Source organism: Citrobacter sp. S-77, from assembly GCF_963864895.1.
Classification (GTDB): Bacteria; Pseudomonadota; Gammaproteobacteria; order Enterobacterales; family Enterobacteriaceae; genus Citrobacter; species Citrobacter murliniae.
This window is the reverse complement of sequence record NZ_CAWLWU010000002.1, coordinates 4,505,557-4,527,469: the sequence shown is the minus strand read 5'-3', so window position 1 is coordinate 4,527,469 and position 21,913 is coordinate 4,505,557. Positions and strand designations below refer to the sequence as shown.

Genomic DNA, 21,913 nt, shown 5'->3' with positions numbered 1-21,913 from the left:
GTTGTTATCTGCATGTCAAATTTAGCTATTCCAAAATAATAAAAATCGGGTATGTTTTAGCAGAGTATGCTGCTAAAGCACGGGTGGCTATCCAATAATTGAAATAAAGTGCTGAACAACAACATCACAACACACGTAATAACCACAATAATGGGGATTGTCAGGATGAATATGAAGGGTAAAGCGTTATTGGCAGGATGTATCGCCCTGTCTTTGAGCAATATGGCGTTTGCTAAGGATATTAAGGTTGCCGTCGTCGGCGCGATGTCGGGCCCGGTGGCGCAGTATGGCGACCAGGAATTTACCGGTGCAGAACAAGCGAGTGCGGACATCAACGCAAAAGGTGGCGTTAAGGGTGACAAACTGGTCGTAGTGAAATACGACGACGCCTGTGACCCTAAGCAGGCGGTAGCGGTCGCTAACAAAGTGGTCAACGACGGGATCAAATACGTTATCGGCCACCTTTGCTCATCATCCACTCAGCCAGCGTCAGATATTTATGAAGATGAAGGTATTCTGATGATCACCCCGGCGGCTACGGCACCGGAACTGACTGCGCGTGGCTATAACCTGGTTATGCGTACGACCGGCCTGGACTCCGATCAGGGGCCAACCGCCGCGAAATACATTCTGGAAAAAGTGAAGCCGCAGCGCATCGCTATCATCCACGATAAGCAGCAGTATGGTGAAGGTCTGGCGCGCGCAGTGCAGGACGGTCTGAAAAAAGGCAACGCCAACGTAGTATTCTTTGACGGGATCACCGCCGGTGAGAAAGACTTCTCTACCCTGGTAGCGCGCCTGAAGAAAGAGAACATCGACTTTGTTTACTATGGTGGTTATCACCCGGAAATGGGGCAGATTTTACGTCAATCGCGCGCCGCAGGTCTGAAAACGCAGTTTATGGGGCCGGAAGGAGTTGCGAACGTATCGCTGTCTAACATTGCCGGTGAATCTGCTGAAGGGTTGCTGGTAACCAAGCCGAAGAACTACGATCAGGTTCCTGCGAACAAACCAATCGTAGATGCGATTAAGGCCAAGAAACAGGATCCGAGCGGAGCCTTCGTGTGGACGACCTACGCTGCACTGCAGTCTTTGCAGGCCGGTCTGAACCAGTCTGAAGATCCAGCTGAAATTGCCAAATACCTGAAAGCAAACTCAGTGGAAACCGTCATGGGGCCGCTGTCCTGGGATTCGAAGGGTGATCTGAAAGGCTTCGAGTTTGGCGTGTTCGACTGGCACGCTAACGGTACTGCAACCGACGCCAAATAATTTTCCTGCGCCTTTCGCGCTGCAGGGGCGTTGGCTGCGTTATTCACCCCCGGGAACTTACTTATGTAAGTTCCCGGGGATTTAATGAGGGACATCCCTGTCCCTCACCGAAGGCAGCCTTTGGCTGTTCAAATTCGTTCCAGACGAATTTGTCACTCCCTTGCCGCCTTCCTGCAACGCGAAATTCTTGGAAAATTGCGAGGCGGTTTTTTTATCTTTTCTCCCAGCCATCCGCCTGCGCAGTAAACCCTAACGCATGCATAAACGCGGCCATGGTATTTCGGTCCTCGACGCCAACATCCGCCATCCACCAGCATGAAACGTCCGGGTTATCCCGGAGAACCTCCTCTACTAAATACTGCCCGACGCCTCGACGACGCGTGATTTCACGAACACGTAATGAATCCAGCGCGCCTTGCGTACCGCTCAGTGTCACACGTACCGCTCCCAGCAGACGCTCGTTAAAACGCGCAGCATAGATCCGGTGGGCGTCATCTACGCTTAAGGATGAGGCGGAATATTCAGGCCAGATTTTGCCCAGATCGATGTGATCCTGAGCGCTAAAGTTTTCTAAACGAATGATGGTCAGCTTCATTGACAGCATGTCCAAATCACAAAAGATGAAATCAGTGTACCGAAATAATTCACCCGGACGCTTTCTCTTTTTTATGCGAATAACCAGGTTAATAGTTTTGTAACAACGATAATGACAGTTTGAAACATTAGAGATTGAAAAATAGGCAGGATAATACCCTGGAATGCAGCATTTTATTCCGCTCATTATGCCGTTATTTTATGCTGACAAACGCACTTTTTTTTGTTTATCTATAGTGAAAAGCAGAATATTATCTTTTCTTAATCGACTGAAAAATAGAGATTTTAGCCTGATTATGCTTAAAAAGCTGCGCTAAGCCATTAATGAGACTGGTAAAAATAGCGCAGTTCAAAAAAAGCACAGTCTGCTTTTTAACCATATAAATACAAAATATATACGCAAAATCATTCAAGTTGCATCGAGGCGGCAAGGGAGTGACAAATTCGTCTGGAACGAATTTGAACAGCCAAAGGCTGCCTTCGGTGAGGGACAGGGATGTCCCTCATTAAATCCCCAGGAGCTTACATAAGTAAATGACTGGGGTGAGCGAAGGTAGCCAACACTGAGGCAGCTTGAAGGATGAAGTGTAAACACATCACGAATGGGGATTCAGTTAATGAAACGGAATGCGAAAACAATCATCGCGGGAGTGATAGCACTGGCAATGTCGCACACTGCCATGGCGGAAGATATTAAGGTCGCTGTTGTCGGAGCGATGTCAGGCCCGGTCGCGCAGTGGGGCGATATGGAATTTAATGGCGCACGTCAGGCAATTAAAGATATCAATGCTAAAGGCGGGATCAAAGGCGACAAGCTGGTGGGCGTGGAATATGACGATGCCTGCGATCCGAAACAGGCTGTGGCTGTGGCGAACAAAATCGTTAACGATGGCATTCAGTATGTTATTGGTCACCTGTGCTCGTCCTCCACTCAGCCAGCCTCCGATATCTACGAAGACGAAGGTATTTTGATGATCTCCCCGGGAGCCACCAACCCGGAACTGACGCAACGCGGCTACGCGCACATCATGCGTACCGCAGGTCTGGACTCCTCCCAGGGACCGACCGCCGCGAAATACATTCTGGAGACGGTGAAGCCCCAGCGTATCGCCATCATCCACGATAAACAGCAGTACGGCGAAGGTCTTGCGCGTTCGGTACAAGACAGCCTGAAAGCGGGCAAAGCCAATATTGTCTTCTTTGATGGGATCACCGCGGGTGAAAAAGATTTTTCTGCGCTGATTGCTCGCCTGAAAAAAGAGAACATCGACTTCGTCTACTACGGTGGCTACTACCCGGAGATGGGACAAATGCTGCGCCAGGCCCGTTCTGTTGGTCTGAAAACTCAGTTTATGGGACCAGAAGGTGTGGGTAATGCCTCACTGTCCAACATTGCAGGTGATGCCGCTGAAGGCATGCTGGTTACGATGCCAAAACGCTATGACCAGGATCCGGCGAATAAAGGTATCGTGGATGCGCTCAAAGCTGACAAGAAAGATCCAACCGGACCTTATGTATGGATCACCTACGCCGCCGTACAGTCGCTGGCGACAGCTATGGATCGTAGCGGTAGCAAAGAACCGCTGGAGCTGGTGAAAGATCTGAAAGCTCACGGGGCTGACACCGTGATTGGGCCGCTGAATTGGGACGAAAAAGGCGATTTGAAGGGATTTGAGTTTGGTGTCTTCCAGTGGCACGCGGATGGTTCTTCCACCGCCGCCAAATAAGGCAGCCACTCGTTATACTTCGAATCGCAGGTGCGTTGGCTGCAACTCGAATTATTTAGAGTGGATTCAATATCCCGTCCGGGCGGGTTTGGAAAGGTTATTTTATGTCCGAGCAGTTCCTCTATTTTTTGCAGCAGATGTTTAACGGCGTCACGCTGGGAAGCACCTATGCGCTGATCGCCATCGGTTACACGATGGTGTACGGCATTATCGGCATGATCAACTTCGCCCACGGCGAGGTGTATATGATCGGCAGCTATGTCTCCTTTATGATTATCGCCGCGCTGATGATGATGGGCATTGATACCAGCTGGCTGCTGGTGGCGGCCGGATTTATCGGTGCTATCGTGATTGCCAGCGCCTACGGTTGGAGTATCGAGCGCGTGGCATACCGGCCCGTGCGTAGCTCCAAGCGTCTGATTGCGCTGATTTCTGCGATCGGGATGTCTATCTTCCTGCAAAACTACGTCAGCCTGACGGAAGGCTCGCGTGATGTGGCGCTGCCAAGCCTGTTTAACGGTCAATGGACTATCGGCAGTAGCGAAAACTTTTCTGCCTCCATCACTACCATGCAGTTGGTTATCTGGATAGTGACCTTCATGGCGATGCTGGCGCTGACCATTTTTATCCGTTATTCACGTATGGGACGCGCCTGCCGCGCCTGTGCGGAAGACCTGAAAATGGCCAGTCTGCTGGGTATCAACACTGACCGCGTCATTGCGCTGACCTTTGTGATTGGTGCGGCGATGGCGGCGGTGGCGGGTGTGCTGCTCGGTCAGTTCTACGGCGTAATTAATCCGTATATTGGCTTTATGGCCGGGATGAAAGCCTTTACTGCTGCGGTTCTCGGCGGTATTGGCAGCATTCCTGGTGCGATGATCGGCGGCCTGATTCTGGGCGTAGCTGAAGCACTTTCCTCTGCTTATCTGAGTACGGAATACAAAGACGTGGTGTCGTTCGCACTGCTGATTCTGGTGCTGCTGGTGATGCCGACCGGTATTCTGGGTCGTCCGGAGGTAGAGAAAGTATGAAACCAATGCATTTTGCGATGGCGCTGCTCTCTGCCGTTATGTTTTTCATCCTGGCGGGTGTCTTTATGGGCGTCCAGCTAGAGCTGGATGGCACTAAGCTGGTTGTTGATGTCGCCAGTGATATTCGCTGGCAGTGGGTGTTTATTGGCACTGGAGTCGTTTTTCTGTTCCAGCTGCTGCGTCCGGTGTTCCAGAAGAGCTTGAAAAGCGTCTCCGGACCGAAGTTTATTCTGCCAGCGATTGACGGCTCAACTGTCAAACAAAAGCTGTTCCTGGTGGCGCTGCTGGTCATTGCCGTGGCATGGCCATTTATGGTGTCACGTGGGACGGTGGATATCGCCACGCTGACGATGATTTATATCATCCTCGGTCTGGGCTTAAACGTCGTGGTTGGTCTTTCCGGTCTGTTAGTGTTGGGCTACGGTGGTTTTTATGCGATTGGCGCTTACACCTTCGCGCTGCTGAACCACTATTACGGTCTTGGTTTCTGGACCTGCCTGCCACTGGCGGGGCTGGTTTCGGCAGCTGCAGGCTTTATGCTCGGCTTCCCGGTGCTGCGCCTGCGTGGTGACTACCTGGCGATTGTGACGCTGGGCTTTGGCGAGATCGTTCGTATTCTGTTGCTCAACAATACTGAAGTGACCGGTGGTCCGAACGGTATCAGCCAGATCCCGAAACCAACCTTTTTCGGCCTTGAGTTCAGTCGTAGTGCCCGCGAAGGCGGCTGGGATACCTTCAGCAACTTCTTTGGCGTGAAGTATGATCCGTCTGACCGCGTGATTTTCCTTTATCTGGTGGCGCTGCTGCTGGTGGTGTTCTCGCTTTTCGTCATTAACCGTCTGTTGCGTATGCCGCTGGGTCGCGCATGGGAAGCGTTGCGTGAAGATGAAATTGCCTGTCGTTCGCTGGGCCTAAACCCAACGCGCATCAAACTGACCGCTTTTACTATCAGCGCTGCGTTTGCCGGCTTTGCCGGAACGTTGTTTGCCGCGCGCCAGGGCTTTGTCAGCCCGGAATCTTTTACCTTTGCCGAATCCGCCTTTGTGCTGGCGATTGTCGTCCTGGGGGGAATGGGGTCGCAGTTTGCGGTGATCCTGGCGGCTGTCCTGCTGGTTGTATCACGCGAGCTGATGCGCGATTTCAATGAATACAGCATGTTGATGCTGGGTGGTTTAATGGTACTGATGATGATCTGGCGTCCACAGGGCTTGCTGCCGATGACCCGTCCACAGTTGAAGCTGAAAAACGGTCAAGCAAAAGGAGAGCAGGCATGAGTCAGCCATTATTATCCGTTAACGGCCTGATGATGCGCTTCGGTGGACTGCTGGCGGTCAACAACGTTGAGCTGGAGCTGAGGCCGCAGGAGATCGTTTCGTTAATCGGGCCAAACGGCGCGGGAAAAACTACGGTCTTCAACTGCCTGACCGGCTTTTATAAGCCGACCGGCGGCACGATCAAGTTGCGTGACCAGCACCTGGAAGGGCTACCGGGCCAGCAAATCGCCCGTATGGGCGTGGTGCGCACCTTCCAGCATGTGCGTCTGTTTCGTGAAATGACGGTGATTGAAAACCTGCTGGTAGCACAACATCAGCAACTGAAAACGGGCGTGTTCTCTGGTTTGCTGAAGACTCCGTCGTTCCGTCGTGCACAGAGTGAAGCGCTGGACCGCGCCGCTACCTGGCTGGAGCGTATTGGTCTGCTGGAGCATGCCAACCGTCAGGCCAGTAACCTGGCGTACGGTGATCAGCGTCGCCTGGAGATAGCCCGTTGTATGGTCACGCAGCCGGAAATCCTGATGCTCGACGAACCCGCTGCGGGTCTCAACCCGAAAGAGACTAAAGAGCTGGACGAGCTGATTGCCGAACTACGTAATCATCACAACACCACCATTTTGCTGATTGAACACGACATGAAACTGGTGATGGGCATTTCTGACCGTATTTATGTGGTGAACCAGGGCACGCCGCTGGCGAACGGGACGCCGGAACAGATTCGTAATAACCCGGACGTGATCCGCGCATACCTTGGTGAGGCGTAAGATGGAAAAAGTCATGTTGTCCTTTGACAAAGTCAGTGCCCACTACGGCAAGATCCAGGCGCTGCACGACGTCAGCCTGTATATTAACCAGGGTGAAATCGTGACGCTGATTGGTGCCAACGGTGCAGGGAAAACGACGCTGCTCGGTACGCTGTGCGGCGATCCGCGTGCGACAAGCGGGCATATTGTCTTTGACGGTAAAGATATTACCGACTGGCAGACGGCGAAAATTATGCGTGAAGCGGTAGCGATTGTTCCGGAAGGACGTCGTGTGTTTTCCCGCATGACGGTGGAAGAGAACCTGGCGATGGGCGGCTTCTTTGCTGAGCGTGACCAGTTTCAGGAACGCATCAAGTGGGTATATGATCTGTTCCCCCGCCTGCATGAGCGCCGTATCCAGCGCGCAGGGACCATGTCCGGCGGCGAGCAGCAGATGCTGGCGATTGGTCGTGCATTGATGAGTCAACCGCGCCTGCTGCTACTTGATGAGCCTTCCCTGGGGCTGGCACCGATCATTATCCAGCAGATTTTTAACACCATCGAGCAGCTACGCGAGCAGGGGATGACAATCTTCCTCGTTGAGCAGAACGCCAACCAGGCGCTGAAGCTCGCCGACCGCGGATACGTGCTGGAAAACGGTCATGTGGTGCTATCCGATACCGGTGACGCCTTGCTTGCCAACGAAGCGGTACGCAGCGCGTATCTCGGCGGTTAGCCCTTTGCGGCACTACAGGATGGCAGCGTAAACGCTTAACCCGGCCTACACGTGATCGTAGGCCGGATAAAACGCACCAGCGTTGTCATCCTGCAGAGTGTTCATAAGCAGCACCGTATCTATACGTGTCTTAGCTCCCACTTTCTCCTCTCATAACCTTCACTGCCTTGCCATCTGTTTGTCGCCTTACTATCTTTTTTTTGTAATAAAAAAGTTATTTTTCTGTCATTCGAGCATGTCATGTTACCCCCGCGAGCATAAAACGCGTGATATCGCGCATCCGGCACAACAAGAGAGATAACCGATGATATCGTTACGACATACAGCTTTAGGACTGGCTCTCAGTCTGGCATTTGCAGGTCAGGCTCTGGCAGTAACTACCATCCCATTCTGGCATTCAATGGAAGGCGAACTGGGTAAAGAAGTTGATTCACTGGCGCAACGTTTTAATGAATCCAACCCCGATTACAAAATTGTTCCGCAGTACAAAGGTAATTACGAGCAGAGTCTGAGCGCAGGTATTGCCGCCTTCCGTACCGGAAACGCGCCTGCGCTGCTGCAGGTGTATGAAGTTGGTACGGCGACGATGATGGCTTCGAAAGCGATTAAGCCAGTTTTCGAAGTGTTTAAAGAGGCCGGAATTAACTTCGATGAGTCCCAGTTTGTGCCGACGGTGTCCGGGTATTACACCGACTCTAAAACCGGGCACTTACTCTCTCAGCCGTTTAACAGCTCCACCCCGGTGCTGTATTACAACAAAGATGCCTTTAAAAAAGCCGGCTTAGATCCCGATCAGCCGCCGAAAACCTGGCAGGATTTGGCCGAATACACCGCGAAGTTGAAAGCCGCAGGCATGAAGTGTGGTTACGCCAGCGGCTGGCAGGGGTGGATCCAGATTGAAAACTTCAGCGCCTGGAACGGCTTACCCGTTGCAACCAAAAATAATGGCTTTGACGGTACCGATGCGGTTCTGGAGTTCAATAAGCCAGAGCAGGTGAAACACATTGCTCTGTTGGAAGAGTTGAACAAGAAAGGGGATTTCAGCTACTTCGGGCGCAAAGATGAATCCACTGAGAAGTTCTACAACGGTGACTGCGCAATTACTACCGCCTCTTCGGGTTCTCTGGCTGATATTCGTCACTACGCTAAATTCAACTACGGTGTAGGCATGATGCCATACGATGCCGACGTGAAAGGCGCGCCGCAGAACGCGATTATTGGCGGTGCGAGCCTGTGGGTGATGCAGGGTAAAGACAAAGCAACCTACCAGGGTGTGGCGCAGTTCCTCAACTTCCTGGCGAAACCTGAAATCGCTGCCGAATGGCACCAGAAAACAGGTTATCTGCCGATTACTACCGCCGCGTACGATCTGACCCGTGAGCAGGGTTTCTATGACAAGAATCCGGGGGCGGATATCGCTACACGTCAGATGCTGAACAAACCGCCGTTGTCGTTTACCAAAGGTCTGCGTCTGGGCAATATGCCTCAGATCCGCACTATCGTGGATGAGGAACTGGAAAGCGTATGGACCGGTAAGAAAACGCCACAGCAGGCGTTGGATTCCGCTGTTGAACGTGGGAATCAGTTGCTGCGCCGTTTTGAGCAATCGACCAAGTCTTAATGTGAAATGCCGGGTGGCAGCTTCGCCTTACCCGGCCTACAAATGCGCGTAGGCCGGATAAGCGTAGCGCCATCCGGCGCTGTTCAGGAATCAAACCTCAATGTCCTCATCCCGTCCGGTGTTCCGCTCGCGCTGGCTTCCCTACTTATTGGTTGCCCCGCAGTTGGTCATCACCGTTATTTTCTTTATCTGGCCCGCAGGTGAAGCGCTGTGGTATTCACTGCAAAGCGTCGATCCGTTTGGTCTTTCCAGCCAGTTTGTAGGCCTGGATAACTTCGTCGCTCTGTTCCATGACATCTACTACCTCGACTCTTTCTGGACAACGATGAAGTTCAGTACGCTGGTCACGGCAAGCGGCCTGCTGGTTTCGCTGTTTTTTGCCGCACTGGTGGATTATGTGGTGCGTGGTAGCCGTCTTTACCAGACGCTGATGCTATTACCTTACGCCGTGGCCCCCGCCGTCGCTGCCGTGCTGTGGATCTTCCTGTTCAACCCCGGACGTGGGTTGATTACGCATTTTCTCGGTGAGTTTGGCTATGACTGGAACCATGCGCAAAACAGTGGCCAGGCGATGTTCCTGGTGGTGTTCGCGTCCGTCTGGAAGCAGATTAGTTACAACTTCCTGTTCTTCTTTGCTGCCTTGCAGTCTATCCCTCGTTCGCTGATAGAAGCCGCTGCAATTGATGGGGCAGGGCCGATTCGCCGTTTCTTTAAACTGGCGCTGCCGTTAATTGCCCCGGTGAGCTTCTTTTTGCTGGTGGTGAATCTGGTTTATGCCTTCTTTGACACTTTCCCGGTTATCGATGCAGCGACTGCAGGTGGGCCGGTACAGGCGACCACTACGCTGATTTATAAGATCTATCGTGAAGGGTTTGTTGGACTGGATCTCTCAGCTTCCGCCGCACAGTCAGTGGTGCTGATGTTCCTTGTCATTATTTTGACAGTGGTGCAGTTCCGCTATGTCGAAAGTAAGGTGCGTTACCAATGATTGAGAATCGTCGCGGGCTGACAATATTCAGCCATACCATGTTGATTCTGGGGATTATGGTGATCCTTTTTCCACTGTACGTCGCGTTCGTCGCGGCGACGCTGGATAACAAAGCAGTGTTTGAAACGCCGATGACGCTGGTTCCTGGTACGCATCTGCTGGAAAACATGTACACCATCTGGGTCAACGGCGTGGGCGTCAATAGCGCACCGTTCTGGCTGATGATGCTGAACAGTTTCATCATGGCGTTCAGCATTACGGTGGGGAAAATTACGGTTTCCATGCTCTCTGCGTTTGCCATTGTCTGGTTTCGCTTCCCGCTGCGTAACCTGTTTTTCTGGATGATCTTTATCACGCTGATGCTGCCGGTTGAGGTGCGTATCTTTCCAACGGTGGAGGTTATCGCCAACCTGAAGATGCTTGACAGTTATGCAGGCCTGACGCTACCGCTGATGGCGTCGGCTACCGCCACCTTCCTGTTCCGTCAGTTCTTTATGACTCTGCCGGATGAACTGGTCGAAGCGGCGCGTATTGACGGCGCTTCTCCAATGCGTTTCTTCCGGGACATCGTGCTGCCGTTGTCGAAAACCAACCTGGCGGCGCTGTTTGTCATCACCTTTATCTACGGCTGGAATCAGTACCTTTGGCCGTTGTTAATTATTACCGACGTTAATTTGGGCACGGCCGTGGCAGGCATCAAAGGCATGATCGCCACTGGCGAAGGCACCACGCAGTGGAACCACGTAATGGCAGCCATGCTGCTGACGCTCATCCCCCCGGTAATCATCGTGTTAGCCATGCAGCGCGCATTTGTGCGTGGTTTAGTAGACAGTGAGAAATAAAAATGGCTGGTTTAAAACTACAGGCAGTAACCAAAAGCTGGGACGGTAAAACCCAGGTTATTCAACCGCTGACGCTGGATGTTGCGGACGGGGAATTTATTGTGATGGTCGGCCCGTCGGGCTGCGGTAAGTCCACGCTGCTGCGAATGGTCGCCGGGCTGGAACGGGTGACTAGCGGTGACATCTGGATTGATCGTAAGCGCGTCACTGAGATGGAGCCAAAGGATCGCGGTATTGCCATGGTGTTTCAAAACTACGCGCTCTACCCGCATATGAGCGTGGAAGAAAATATGGCCTGGGGGTTAAAAATCCGCGGGATGGGCAAGGAACATATTGCGGAGAGGGTGAAAGAAGCCGCGCGTATTCTTGAACTGGGTGAACTGCTCAAACGCCGCCCGCGTGAGCTTTCCGGTGGTCAGCGGCAGCGTGTGGCGATGGGGCGGGCGATTGTGCGCGATCCGGCGGTATTCCTGTTCGATGAACCGCTTTCTAACCTTGATGCCAAGCTGCGTGTGCAGATGCGCCTTGAGTTACAACATCTGCACCGCCGACTGAAAACCACCTCGCTATACGTTACGCACGATCAGGTTGAGGCCATGACACTTGCCCAGCGCGTGCTGGTGATGAACAAAGGTGTCGCTGAGCAAATTGGCACCCCGGTCGAGGTATACGAAAAACCCGCCAGCCGCTTTGTGGCGAGTTTTATTGGTAGCCCGGCCATGAACCTGATGGACGGACACATCAGCGCCTCGGGTACCCATTTTGAACTGGAGGGGGGCATGGCGTTGCCTGCCGGTCATGACTATCGTCGCTATAGTGGACGGAAAATGACGTTGGGTATCCGCCCGGAGCATATTGCGCTAAGCTCGCAAGCCGAAGGCGGCGTGCCGTTGGTAGTCGACACGCTGGAAATGCTGGGAGCAGATAACCTGGCACACGGACGTTGGGGTGAGCAAAAGTTGGTGGTGCGACTGGCACATCAGCATCGCCCGACAGCTGGCAGTACGCTATGGCTGCATCTGCCAGAAAATCATTTGCATCTCTTTGATGGCGAAACAGGACAACGCGTATGAGTAACTGGCCTTATCCTCATATTGTCGCCCACCGTGGTGGCGGCAAACTGGCTCCGGAGAACACCCTGGCGGCAATCGACATGGGGGCGCGATACGGGCATACCATGATTGAATTTGACGCTAAATTGTCGAAGGATGGCGAGATCTTTTTACTGCACGACGACAACCTCGAGCGTACCAGCAACGGTTGGGGCGTTGCCGGTGAACTGAACTGGCAGGATTTGCTGCGTGTGGATGCTGGCGGTTGGTTTAGCGGTGAGTTCAAAGGCGAGCCGTTGCCGTTGCTCTCACAGGTGGCTGAGCGCTGTCGCCAGCACGGTATGATGGCGAATATAGAGATTAAACCTACCACGGGTAGCGGAACCATCACGGGGAAAGCCGTCGCGCTCGCCGCGCGTGAATTATGGGCTGAAATGACGCCGCCGCTGCTTTCATCATTCGAGATTGACGCCCTTGAAGCGGCGCAATTGACTGTTCCTGAACTGCCGCGTGGGCTACTGCTTGACGAGTGGCGTGAAGACTGGCAAGAACTCACCGCGCGCCTGGGCTGCATCTCGATTCATCTTAACCATAAGCTGTTGGATGAGGCGAGAGTGGACGCGTTGCGCGATGCGGGTTTAAGAATTCTGGTGTATACCGTCAACCGGCCCCAGCGCGCTGCTGAGCTGTTGCGCTGGGGAGTGGACTGCATTTGTACTGATGCTATTGATGTGATTGGCCCTGATTTTCAGCCCGATTAAGGCCCAATCGTTTTTAACGGAACGTTAGGCTGCGGCGTGTTGGAGGGTCTCAGCATGTCGCCGTTCTTTTTCTCCGGAAGCATTTGCTGCTGTTTATTCAGCGAGCTGTCCGGATTACGGGCTCCGTTTAACATCCCACCGTTGTTGTTGGGCAGCATTTGCTGTTGGGTGGAATTCAACTCCCCTGGCTGAGACTGACGTACTCGCTGGGAGTTGGTGTTGATTTGATTTTCCATATGCTGCTGTTGCATACGCGTCTGCGATTGCAACTGCTGGTTGAGCATCCCTTTCTGCTGAATTTGCTGTGTCTGCATTTGCGTCTGCATACGCTGCTGACTCGGGATCTGATAACCCGGTTGATTCGGGTTATTCATGGTGTTGATGGGCTGTGCAAAGCCTGCAAACGGCAATAGCATGGCTAATATCAAGAGTCGTTTCATCGCTTTTCTCCTCCCGGGGATCTCTTAAGTTTACTCCTTATTCACCGTTACGATGATTATTTCAGAGTTATGCACCAGGCTTAGTGGGGGCTGACCCCATACATCTGGAGAATAACGATGATAAAACCGACGTTTTTACGCCGGGTAGCCATTGCTGCTCTGCTCTCAGGAAGTTGTTTTAGTGTTGCCGCCGCACCGCCGACACCCTCACCGGTGTCATACGGTGTTGAGGAAGATGTGTTCCATCCTGTGCGCGCGCAGCAGGGGATGGTGGCCTCCGTGGATGCGCTGGCTACGCAGGTTGGCGTTGATATCCTTAAGCAGGGTGGCAATGCTGTAGACGCCGCCGTTGCCGTTGGCTACGCGCTGGCGGTGACGCATCCTCAGGCGGGGAACCTGGGTGGCGGTGGGTTTATGCTGCTGCGCACCAAAGACGGAAAGACTACCGCGATTGATTTCCGTGAAATGGCGCCTGCTGGCGCAACCCGTGATATGTTCCTCGATGAACAGGGCAACGCTGATGCGAAAAAGTCGCTGACTTCACATCTGGCTTCCGGCACGCCTGGCACTGTGGCGGGTTTCTCGCTGGCTCTGGAAAAGTATGGCACCCTGCCGCTGAATAAAGTGGTGCGCCCGGCGATGAAGCTGGCCGAAGAGGGTTTTGTGGTTAACGATGCGCTGGCCGACGATCTAAAGACCTACGGCAGTGAAGTGATCCCAAACCACGAGAACAGCAAAGCCATTTTCTGGAAAGACGGTGAGCCGCTGAAAAAAGGCGACAAGCTGGTACAGGCAAACCTGGCGAAAAGCCTGGAAATGATTGCTGAGAACGGCCCGGATGCGTTTTATAAAGGGGCGATTGCCGATCAGATAGCCGCGGAGATGAAGAAGAACGGTGGTCTGATGACCAAAGAGGACTTAGCCGCCTATAAAGCTGTGGAGCGTACGCCAATCAGCGGCGACTATCGTGGGTATCAGGTTTTCTCGATGCCGCCTCCATCCTCTGGCGGTATTCACATCGTGCAGATCCTTAATATTCTCGAAAACTTCGATATGAAGAAATACGGATTTGGCAGTGCCGATGCCATGCAGGTGATGGCGGAAGCGGAGAAACATGCCTACGCCGACCGTTCAGAGTATCTCGGCGATCCGGATTTTGTGAAGGTTCCGTGGCAGGCACTCACCGATAAGGTCTATGCCAAATCCCTTGCCGATCAGATTGATATCAATAAGGCCAGGCCTTCAAGCCAGATTAAGCCAGGTAAGCTTGCCCCATATGAAAGTAACCAGACCACCCACTTCTCGGTGGTGGATAAAGACGGTAATGCTGTGGCGGTGACCTACACCCTGAACACCACTTTTGGTACTGGTATTGTGGCGGGTAACACAGGCATTTTGCTCAATAACGAGATGGATGATTTTTCTGCCAAGCCAGGAGTTCCAAATGTCTACGGATTGGTAGGCGGCGATGCCAATGCCGTGGGTCCGAAGAAACGTCCGTTGTCGTCGATGTCACCGACCATCGTGGTCAAAGATGGTAAAACCTGGCTGGTCACTGGCAGCCCCGGCGGTAGCCGAATTATCACCACTGTGCTGCAAATGGTGGTGAACAGTATCGACTTTGGAATGAACGTTGCCGAAGCCACCAATGCGCCGCGCTTCCACCACCAGTGGTTGCCGGATGAACTGCGTGTGGAAAAAGGCTTCAGCCCGGATACTATCAAGCTGCTGGAGCAGAAGGGGCAGAAAGTGGTGCTGAAAGAGGCTATGGGTAGCACCCAGAGCATCATGGTTGGACCGGACGGCGCACTGTATGGTGCTTCCGATCCACGCTCTGTGGATGATTTAACGGCAGGGTTCTAAGGTTAGTGGCCTACATCGTCTGGAACGCTGTAGGCCTTATCTGTCGGTTACGGGAGATACCGTTGCTTCGATTCGGACCAGCGAAATATGTGACTGCTTTTATCCTGTAGATCAACGCGTTCCAGGTCATAAAACCCCTCGGTTTTTGCTGAACGCATTTTCAGGATGTATTTACTTTCGCTGATGTCGTGCTGTCGCGTTCCATCCTGATTCCAGTCTCCGGCGAGATCCTGATATTGGTAAACAAGGTCGGAAAAGACGTTGATTATCCTGTTATCTTTGATCGCGTAGAGCTCCAGCACTTCATAGAAGGCACCGCCGCCGGAATACGCATCAGAGTATCCGCCGCGTACCCCGAATGCCAGGGTATCGGGTGCGATCCGATAAGGGGCCAGATCCAGTTTGGTGTAATAGGCCAGCGGTCTGACCGATTCATCATTGCTCTCTTTCTCGGCAGCGTTATTCCATGTTGAAAGCTGGTCCAGCGGGTTTTCTGAACGTGCGATCGGCTGCAACTGTTGATTCTGCCAGGAAAATACGCCGAGATATAATTTATTGACGCGGCTGGTGCTGTAATTTTCCGGACAGCCGTTATCTGCGCGTTTCCTGGTTTGTTCTGCCTCTGCCTGATTATCTGCAAAACACGCAACACCAATGTATTTCCCGTTTTTGCCCCAGGCTTTGGCACCGCTCATGATCAGGTTTTTGGGGTCTTCATTCGGCGCAACCCAGGCAATCCATTGGGCCACATCCAACCCTTGCGGAAGTTCGCCAAACCCTTTGGCAGGTGCCGCACCCATCATTTGTTCGGCGAAGATCTGCTTACCTTCCGGATGGTGAATGGCGCGGGGTACGGAGTCCAGATTCTGTACGGTCGTGGCATAGCCGGGGAAGATTGCTGCCAGCAGAACCAGCGAAAAAACCTTTTTCACAATGCGTCCTTTCAAGATAAAGGGCGATATAACTCGCCCAAAAAATTATTTCACCCGCGCCATAAAGTAAGCATCAACGTATTCACCGTTGCGCAGGCCGTATTTCTTGCCTGTGCCTTCGATTGCAAAACCATGCTTCTTATAGACCGCAACAGCAGGTTCATTATCGACAAACACTGTGAGCTCGATACGATCGACGCGCAGCCAGTTGTCGCACATATCGATCATCGTGCGAATTAGCGCGCTGGCAACGCCGCGGTTCTGCCATCGGGCATCTACACAGATACCAAAATCGGCGACGTGGCTACGGCGCGGGCGCTGTGCGACTTCAATGGAAAGATGCCCAACGACAATATCATCAACACAGGCGACCAGTTGTTTAATTCCAGATCGCTCGGCGAGTCTTTCCTGCCACATCTCCAAAGAAGGATGAGGAACCTGTAGCGTGTTGTGGTACACCTCCGGCTGGGCATGGATCTGACGAATTGCGTCGTAATCTTTCGGTTCAGCGTGGCGTATCACTATCTCACTCATTCCTTATCTCCTGCAGGGTTAATTGTGTATTTACACTCGCTGAGATTGAAAATGCCGTCAACTGCATTTTTTTGCAAAAAGAAGTGGACAAGTGCGAATGAGAATGATTATTATTGCTCTGCGTTCAGGGGAACCCTACGGAGAACCTGAAAGCACGACATTGCTCACATTGCTTCCAGTATTACTTTAGCCAGCCTTGCGCTGGCTTTTTTTTGGGCTGGGTTTCGGACTAGTTTGCTTGCCAGCTTAATCCCGGGCTGTGCTCACAATCCTCACATACTCTGTGTACGCTCCTGGCCCTGCGCGCTTGCCGTGAACAAACTGACGGCGACGCCGATGGTCGATCTTTTTGTTTTGTAGGCCGGATAAGGCCGCGCCACATCTGGCAAAGAATCCAATATTCAGTCTCCCCCCACTTTGCGCTATGGTGTAGACAATCACCTTCAAAAGGACTGTCTCATGACCTTACACTGCGCATTCATTGGTTTTGGTAAAAGCACCACGCGCTACCATTTGCCATACGTCCTTAACCGTAAAGAGAGCTGGAATGTTGCTCATATCTTCCGTCGTCATGCTAAACCGGAAGAGCAGGCACCCCAGTATTCACATATTCACTTCACCAGCGACCTCGACGAGATCTTAAACGATCCGCAGGTGAAACTGGTGATCGTTTGCACCCACGCCGATAGCCATTTTGAATACGCCAAACGTGCGCTGGAAGCAGGGAAAAGTGTACTGGTCGAGAAACCTTTCACCCCGACGCTGGCTGAAGCGAAAGTGTTGTTCGAACTGGCGAAAAGTAAGGGACTCACCGTTACTCCGTATCAGAACCGTCGGTTTGACTCCTGCTTCCTTACCGCCAAAAAAGCGATAGAGAGCGGCAAGTTGGGCGAGATTGTTGAGGTTGAAAGCCATTTCGACTACTACCGACCTGTTGCGGAAACCAAACCAGGGTTGCCGCAGGACGGTGCGTTTTATGGTCTGGGCGTGCACACGATGGATCAGATTATTTCGCTGTTTGGCCGCCCCGATCATGTGGCGTATGACATCCGTAGTCTGCGCAACAAAGCGAATCCGGATGATACCTTTGAAGCACAACTGTTCTACGGCGATCTGAAGGCGATTGTCAAAACCAGTCATCTGGTGAAAATCGACTACCCGAAGTTTATCGTCCACGGTACGAACGGCTCGTTTGTGAAGTACGGTATCGACCAACAGGAAACCAGCCTGAAAGCGAATATCATGCCGGGTGAACCCGGTTTTGCCGCCGACGATTCCATTGGGATGCTGGAGTACGTCAATGATGAAGGTGTGACGGTGAAAGAAGAGGTGAAACCGGAAGTGGGAGACTATGGTCGCGTCTATGATGCGCTGTACCAGACACTGACATCCGGTACGCCCAATTACGTCAAGGAATCTGAAGTTCTTACCAACCTGGAAATCCTCGAACGTGCGTTTGAACAGGCATCGCCTGCGACGATAACGCTCGCCAAATAGCGTTTACCGACTCCTCTGGGTTTGTTCATATTTTTTGAACAGAGGAGTCAATTTTCACCCTCTATGATCCCAGACTGATTAAGTCCACACTTACTTCATCGAAAACATCTGGGGGTGAACACAATGATCTATTTACGCAAAGCTAACGACCGTGGTCATGCTAATCATGGCTGGCTCGATTCCTGGCATACCTTCTCTTTTGCCAACTACTATGACCCGAATTTTATGGGGTTCTCTGCACTGCGCGTGATTAACGACGACGTTATCGACGCAGGTCAGGGTTTTGGTACTCACCCCCATAAAGATATGGAGATCCTGACCTACGTGCTCGAAGGCGCGGTAGAGCATCAGGACAGCATGGGCAACAAAGAGCAGGTTCCGGCTGGTGAATTCCAGATTATGAGCGCCGGGACGGGGATCCGTCACTCGGAGTACAATCCGAGCGATACTGAGAAGCTGCATCTGTATCAGATTTGGATCATTCCGCAGGAGAACGGTATTACGCCGCGTTACGAGCAACGTCGTTTCGATGCCGCTCAGGGCAAACAACTGGTGCTTTCGCCGGATGCTCGCGATGGTTCGCTTAAGGTTTATCAGGATATGGAGCTGTACCGTTGGGCGCTGGTCAAAGATGAGCAGTCAGTGCATCAGATTGCCGCTGAACGCCGCGTCTGGATCCAGGTGGTAAAAGGCAATGTGACTATTAATGGAACCAAAGCGTCCACCAGTGATGGACTGGCTATCTGGGACGAGCAGGCGATTTCTATCCATGCCGACAGTGATAGTGAAGTGTTACTGTTTGACCTGCCGCCAGTCTAACGTGCTGTAACCCTTTGTAGGCCGGATAAAACGCGAAAGCGTCGACATCCGGCTTTTCATCGTTTGTCATTAATTCCGCGCGTCCGTGGTAAACTGGGGATATCTATCCCCTTTTTAATACTTCAGGACGATGAAAAAGAAAAGACCCGTACTTCAGGATGTAGCCGACCGCGTGGGTGTGACCAAAATGACGGTCAGCCGCTTTTTGCGTAATCCGGAGCAGGTCTCCGTCGCGCTGCGGGGCAAAATTGCCGCTGCACTTGATGAGCTGGGTTATATTCCCAATCGTGCTCCTGATATCCTTTCTAACGCTACCAGCCGCGCTATCGGCGTACTGTTACCATCTCTTACCAACCAGGTTTTTGCTGAAGTATTACGCGGTATTGAGGCCGTTACTGACGCTCACGGTTATCAGACTATGCTGGCGCACTATGGCTATAAACCCGAGATGGAACAAGAGCGTCTGGAATCGATGCTGTCGTGGAATATCGATGGTCTGATCCTCACCGAACGTAGTCATACTCCCCGCACGTTAAAAATGATTGAAGTCGCGGGGATCCCGGTGGTTGAGCTGATGGATAGCCAGACTCCGTGTCTTGATATCGCTGTGGGTTTTGACAACTTCGAGGCTGCTCGCCAGATGACCGCCGCCATCATTGCTCGCGGACATCGCCATATTGCTTATCTTGGCGCGCGTCTTGATGAACGTACTATCATCAAACAAAGAGGCTACGAACAGGCAATGCGGGATGCGAACCTGGTGCCTTACAGCGTGATGGTGGAACAATCCTCTTCTTACTCCTCCGGTATTGAGCTAATCCGCCAGGCGCGACGTGAATATCCGCAACTGGACGGTGTCTTTTGTACCAACGATGACCTGGCTGTCGGGGCGGCATTTGAATGCCAGCGGTTAGGATTGAAAATCCCTGATGATATGGCGATTGCTGGTTTCCACGGTCACGATATCGGGCAGGTGATGGAGCCACGCCTGGCGAGTGTGCTCACGCCGCGTGAACGGATGGGCAGCATTGGCGCAGAACGTCTGCTGGCGCGTATCCGTGGTGAAACAGTTACCCCTAAAATGTTAGATTTAGGTTTCACCTTGTCACCGGGCGGATCTATTTAGCCCAACAAGTTTGAAGTAGCTCACACTTATACACTTCTGGCACGAATGGATATTGCTTCTCCATTTATCCGGTCGGACAATGTTACCGATAACAGTTACCCGTAACAATTTCCTGATTCTTGTACCAGTGGGGGCAACGCTTTGAGCACGACTAATCATGATCACCACGTTTACGTTCTGATGGGCGTATCGGGCAGCGGTAAATCTGCTGTCGCCAGCGAAGTGGCGCATCAACTGCAGGCCGCGTTTCTTGATGGCGATTTTCTCCATCCACGCAGCAACATCATGAAAATGGCTTCCGGTGAGCCGTTAAACGATGATGACCGTAAACCGTGGTTACAGGCGCTGAATGACGCCGCTTTTGCGATGCAGCGTACCAACAAAGTGTCGCTTATCGTCTGTTCTGCCTTGAAAAAACACTATCGTGACCTGCTTCGTGAAGGTAACCCGAATCTCTCTTTCATCTATCTGAAAGGGGAGTTTGACGTTATCGAAAGCCGCCTGAAGGAGCGTAAAGGCCACTTCTTCAAAACGCAGATGCTGGTGACCCAGTTTGAAACGCTGGAAGAACCGGGTGCGAACGAAAGTGATGTTCTGGTGGTGGATATCGATCAGCCGCTGGACGGTGTGGTAGCAAGCACCATTGAGGTCATTAACCAAGGCAGTAAGTAGTGAGTACATTAACGCTTGTTTTAACAGCAGTAGGGTCCGTTTTATTACTGCTGTTTTTAGTGATGAAGGCGCGTATGCACGCCTTCGTTGCTTTGATGGTGGTTTCTATAGGTGCAGGTCTCTTTTCCGGTATGCCGCTCGATAAAATCGCTGCGACTATGGAAAAAGGGATGGGAGGCACACTCGGTTTCCTGGCGATTGTGGTCGCTCTGGGAGCGATGTTCGGTAAGATTTTGCATGAGACCGGGGCGGTCGATCAGATTGCCGTCAAAATGCTGAAGTCCTTCGGCCACAGCCGCGCGCATTATGCGATTGGCCTGGCCGGCCTGATTTGCGCGCTGCCGCTGTTCTTTGAAGTTGCGATTGTGCTGCTGATAAGCGTGGCGTTCTCTATGGCGCGTCATACGGGCACCAACCTCGTGAAGCTGGTTATCCCGCTGTTTGCGGGTGTGGCGGCGGCTGCAGCGTTTCTGCTGCCGGGGCCTGCGCCAATGCTGCTGGCCTCTCAGATGCACGCCGATTTCGGCTGGATGATCCTGATTGGCCTGTGTGCGGCAATTCCTGGCATGATTATCGCCGGACCGTTGTGGGGCAATTTCATCAGTCGTTTCGTTGAACTGCATGTGCCGGACGATATTACCGAGCCGCATCTGGGCGAAGGCAAAATGCCGTCCTTTGGTTTCAGTCTCGCGCTTATCCTGCTGCCGCTGGTATTGGTTGGCCTGAAAACCATTGCTGCTCGCTTTGTGCCGGTCGGTTCTACCGCTTACGAATGGTTTGAGTTTATTGGTCACCCGTTCACCGCGATTCTGGTCGCCTGCCTGGTCGCTATTTATGGTCTGGCAATCCGTCAGGGTATGGCGAAGGACCGCGTGATGGAGATCTGTGGTCACGCGTTGCAACCTGCGGGGATTATTCTGCTGGTGATTGGTGCTGGCGGCGTGTTCAAGCAGGTGCTGGTGGATTCTGGTGTCGGTCCGGCACTGGGTGAAGCGTTAACCGGCATGGGGCTGCCAATTGCCATTACCTGCTTTGTGCTGGCGGCTGCGGTTCGTATCATCCAGGGTTCCGCGACGGTGGCCTGCTTAACGGCGGTCGGTCTGGTGATGCCAGTGATTGAACAGCTGAACTTCTCCGGGGCGCAGATGGCGGCGCTGTCTATTTGCATCGCGGGTGGTTCTATCGTGGTCAGCCACGTCAATGACGCTGGTTTCTGGCTGTTCGGTAAATTCACCGGTGCGACTGAAGCACAAACGCTGAAGACCTGGACGATGATGGAAACTATCCTCGGAACGGTCGGTGCAATTGTCGGTATGATTGCCTTTCAGCTCCTGAGCTGAGTTAGAAAGCCCGGTGGCGCTTGCGCTTACCGGGCCTACAAACTGGCACATA

Annotated in this window: 21 protein-coding genes; 17 read left to right on the top strand and 4 right to left on the bottom strand. The window is 52.6% G+C overall.

The window, feature by feature from the left end; all coding sequences use genetic code 11:
* Positions 1-165 precede the first annotated feature (165 nt).
* Positions 166-1,269, top strand: a complete 1,104-nt coding sequence (livJ, locus tag AACS05_RS22185) for a branched chain amino acid ABC transporter substrate-binding protein LivJ (protein WP_144243088.1) — start codon at positions 166-168, stop codon at positions 1,267-1,269.
* Between the two features lie 211 nt (positions 1,270-1,480).
* Here the strand turns inward: livJ and panM are convergent, their stop codons facing one another.
* Positions 1,481-1,864 (bottom strand): aspartate 1-decarboxylase autocleavage activator PanM, encoded by a 384-nt coding sequence (gene panM, locus AACS05_RS22180; protein ID WP_045449824.1) that lies wholly within the window; start codon positions 1,862-1,864, stop codon positions 1,481-1,483.
* 616 nt (positions 1,865-2,480) lie between these two features.
* Here panM and livK point away from each other — a divergent pair.
* The 10 genes from livK to ugpQ all read left to right on the top strand — a co-directional run bounded on the left by livK (position 2,481) and on the right by ugpQ (position 12,638).
* A complete protein-coding gene (gene livK / locus AACS05_RS22175; RefSeq protein WP_045449822.1) occupies positions 2,481-3,590 on the top strand; it encodes a high-affinity branched-chain amino acid ABC transporter substrate-binding protein LivK in 1,110 nt (369 codons plus the stop codon).
* A gap of 104 nt (positions 3,591-3,694) precedes the next feature.
* Entirely contained in the window at positions 3,695-4,621 is a 927-nt protein-coding gene (livH, locus tag AACS05_RS22170) for a high-affinity branched-chain amino acid ABC transporter permease LivH (protein WP_045448521.1), read from the top strand.
* On the top strand, positions 4,618-5,895 hold the full coding sequence (gene livM / locus AACS05_RS22165; RefSeq protein ID WP_045448520.1) for a branched chain amino acid ABC transporter permease LivM: 1,278 nt from the start codon (positions 4,618-4,620) through the stop codon (positions 5,893-5,895). The genes livH and livM overlap by 4 nt, the downstream gene beginning before the upstream one ends.
* Positions 5,892-6,659 (top strand): high-affinity branched-chain amino acid ABC transporter ATP-binding protein LivG, encoded by a 768-nt coding sequence (gene livG / locus AACS05_RS22160; protein ID WP_003023438.1) that lies wholly within the window; start codon positions 5,892-5,894, stop codon positions 6,657-6,659. Before livM ends, livG begins: the two co-directional genes overlap by 4 nt.
* Before the next feature lies 1 nt (position 6,660).
* Entirely contained in the window at positions 6,661-7,374 is a 714-nt protein-coding gene (gene livF / locus AACS05_RS22155; RefSeq protein ID WP_136345540.1) for a high-affinity branched-chain amino acid ABC transporter ATP-binding protein LivF, read from the top strand.
* 304 nt (positions 7,375-7,678) lie between these two features.
* Positions 7,679-8,995, top strand: a complete 1,317-nt coding sequence (gene ugpB / locus AACS05_RS22150; RefSeq protein ID WP_045448519.1) for a sn-glycerol-3-phosphate ABC transporter substrate-binding protein UgpB — start codon at positions 7,679-7,681, stop codon at positions 8,993-8,995.
* 100 nt (positions 8,996-9,095) lie between these two features.
* Positions 9,096-9,983 carry a sn-glycerol-3-phosphate ABC transporter permease UgpA gene (gene ugpA / locus AACS05_RS22145; protein ID WP_045448518.1) on the top strand — a complete coding sequence of 296 codons (888 nt, stop codon included), beginning with the start codon at positions 9,096-9,098 and terminating at the stop codon, positions 9,981-9,983.
* On the top strand, positions 9,980-10,825 hold the full coding sequence (ugpE, locus tag AACS05_RS22140) for a sn-glycerol-3-phosphate ABC transporter permease UgpE (RefSeq protein WP_045448517.1): 846 nt from the start codon (positions 9,980-9,982) through the stop codon (positions 10,823-10,825). The genes ugpA and ugpE overlap by 4 nt, the downstream gene beginning before the upstream one ends.
* Positions 10,826-10,827: 2 nt before the next feature.
* Positions 10,828-11,898 (top strand): sn-glycerol-3-phosphate import ATP-binding protein UgpC, encoded by a 1,071-nt coding sequence (locus AACS05_RS22135; RefSeq protein ID WP_045448515.1) that lies wholly within the window; start codon positions 10,828-10,830, stop codon positions 11,896-11,898.
* On the top strand, positions 11,895-12,638 hold the full coding sequence (gene ugpQ, locus AACS05_RS22130) for a glycerophosphodiester phosphodiesterase (RefSeq protein WP_045448513.1): 744 nt from the start codon (positions 11,895-11,897) through the stop codon (positions 12,636-12,638). Before AACS05_RS22135 ends, ugpQ begins: the two co-directional genes overlap by 4 nt.
* Here ugpQ and AACS05_RS22125 read toward each other — a convergent pair.
* Positions 12,635-13,078 (bottom strand): DUF2756 family protein, encoded by a 444-nt coding sequence (locus tag AACS05_RS22125; protein WP_045448511.1) that lies wholly within the window; start codon positions 13,076-13,078, stop codon positions 12,635-12,637. The two genes, ugpQ and AACS05_RS22125, sit on opposite strands and share 4 nt — an antisense overlap.
* A gap of 117 nt (positions 13,079-13,195) precedes the next feature.
* Between AACS05_RS22125 and ggt the strand changes: the two genes are divergently transcribed.
* Positions 13,196-14,941: a gamma-glutamyltransferase gene (ggt, locus tag AACS05_RS22120; protein ID WP_045448509.1), complete on the top strand. Its 1,746-nt coding sequence runs from the start codon at positions 13,196-13,198 to the stop codon at positions 14,939-14,941.
* A gap of 47 nt (positions 14,942-14,988) precedes the next feature.
* Here the strand turns inward: ggt and AACS05_RS22115 are convergent, their stop codons facing one another.
* Together AACS05_RS22115 and yhhY are read right to left on the bottom strand one after the other, a co-directional pair.
* Positions 14,989-15,873, bottom strand: coding sequence for a hypothetical protein (locus AACS05_RS22115; RefSeq protein ID WP_045448507.1), 885 nt, complete (start codon positions 15,871-15,873; stop codon positions 14,989-14,991).
* A 45-nt stretch (positions 15,874-15,918) separates the two neighbouring features.
* Positions 15,919-16,407, bottom strand: a complete 489-nt coding sequence (gene yhhY / locus AACS05_RS22110) for an N-acetyltransferase (protein ID WP_045448505.1) — start codon at positions 16,405-16,407, stop codon at positions 15,919-15,921.
* Positions 16,408-16,866: 459 nt separating this feature from the next.
* On the opposite strand from yhhY, the gene AACS05_RS22105 reads away from it, so the two are divergent.
* The 5 genes from AACS05_RS22105 (at position 16,867) to gntU (ending at position 21,861) form a co-directional block, all read left to right on the top strand.
* Entirely contained in the window at positions 16,867-17,904 is a 1,038-nt protein-coding gene (locus AACS05_RS22105; protein ID WP_045448503.1) for an oxidoreductase, read from the top strand.
* Between the two features lie 123 nt (positions 17,905-18,027).
* Positions 18,028-18,723, top strand: coding sequence for a quercetin 2,3-dioxygenase (gene yhhW, locus AACS05_RS22100; RefSeq protein WP_045448501.1), 696 nt, complete (start codon positions 18,028-18,030; stop codon positions 18,721-18,723).
* Between the two features lie 130 nt (positions 18,724-18,853).
* Complete coding sequence (gntR, locus tag AACS05_RS22095) at positions 18,854-19,849, top strand: gluconate operon transcriptional repressor GntR (RefSeq protein WP_045448499.1); 996 nt, start codon at positions 18,854-18,856, stop codon at positions 19,847-19,849.
* 141 nt (positions 19,850-19,990) lie between these two features.
* On the top strand, positions 19,991-20,521 hold the full coding sequence (gene gntK, locus AACS05_RS22090) for a gluconokinase (RefSeq protein WP_045448497.1): 531 nt from the start codon (positions 19,991-19,993) through the stop codon (positions 20,519-20,521).
* Entirely contained in the window at positions 20,521-21,861 is a 1,341-nt protein-coding gene (gntU, locus tag AACS05_RS22085; protein ID WP_045448495.1) for a gluconate transporter, read from the top strand. Before gntK ends, gntU begins: the two co-directional genes overlap by 1 nt.
* Positions 21,862-21,913: the final 52 nt, after the last annotated feature.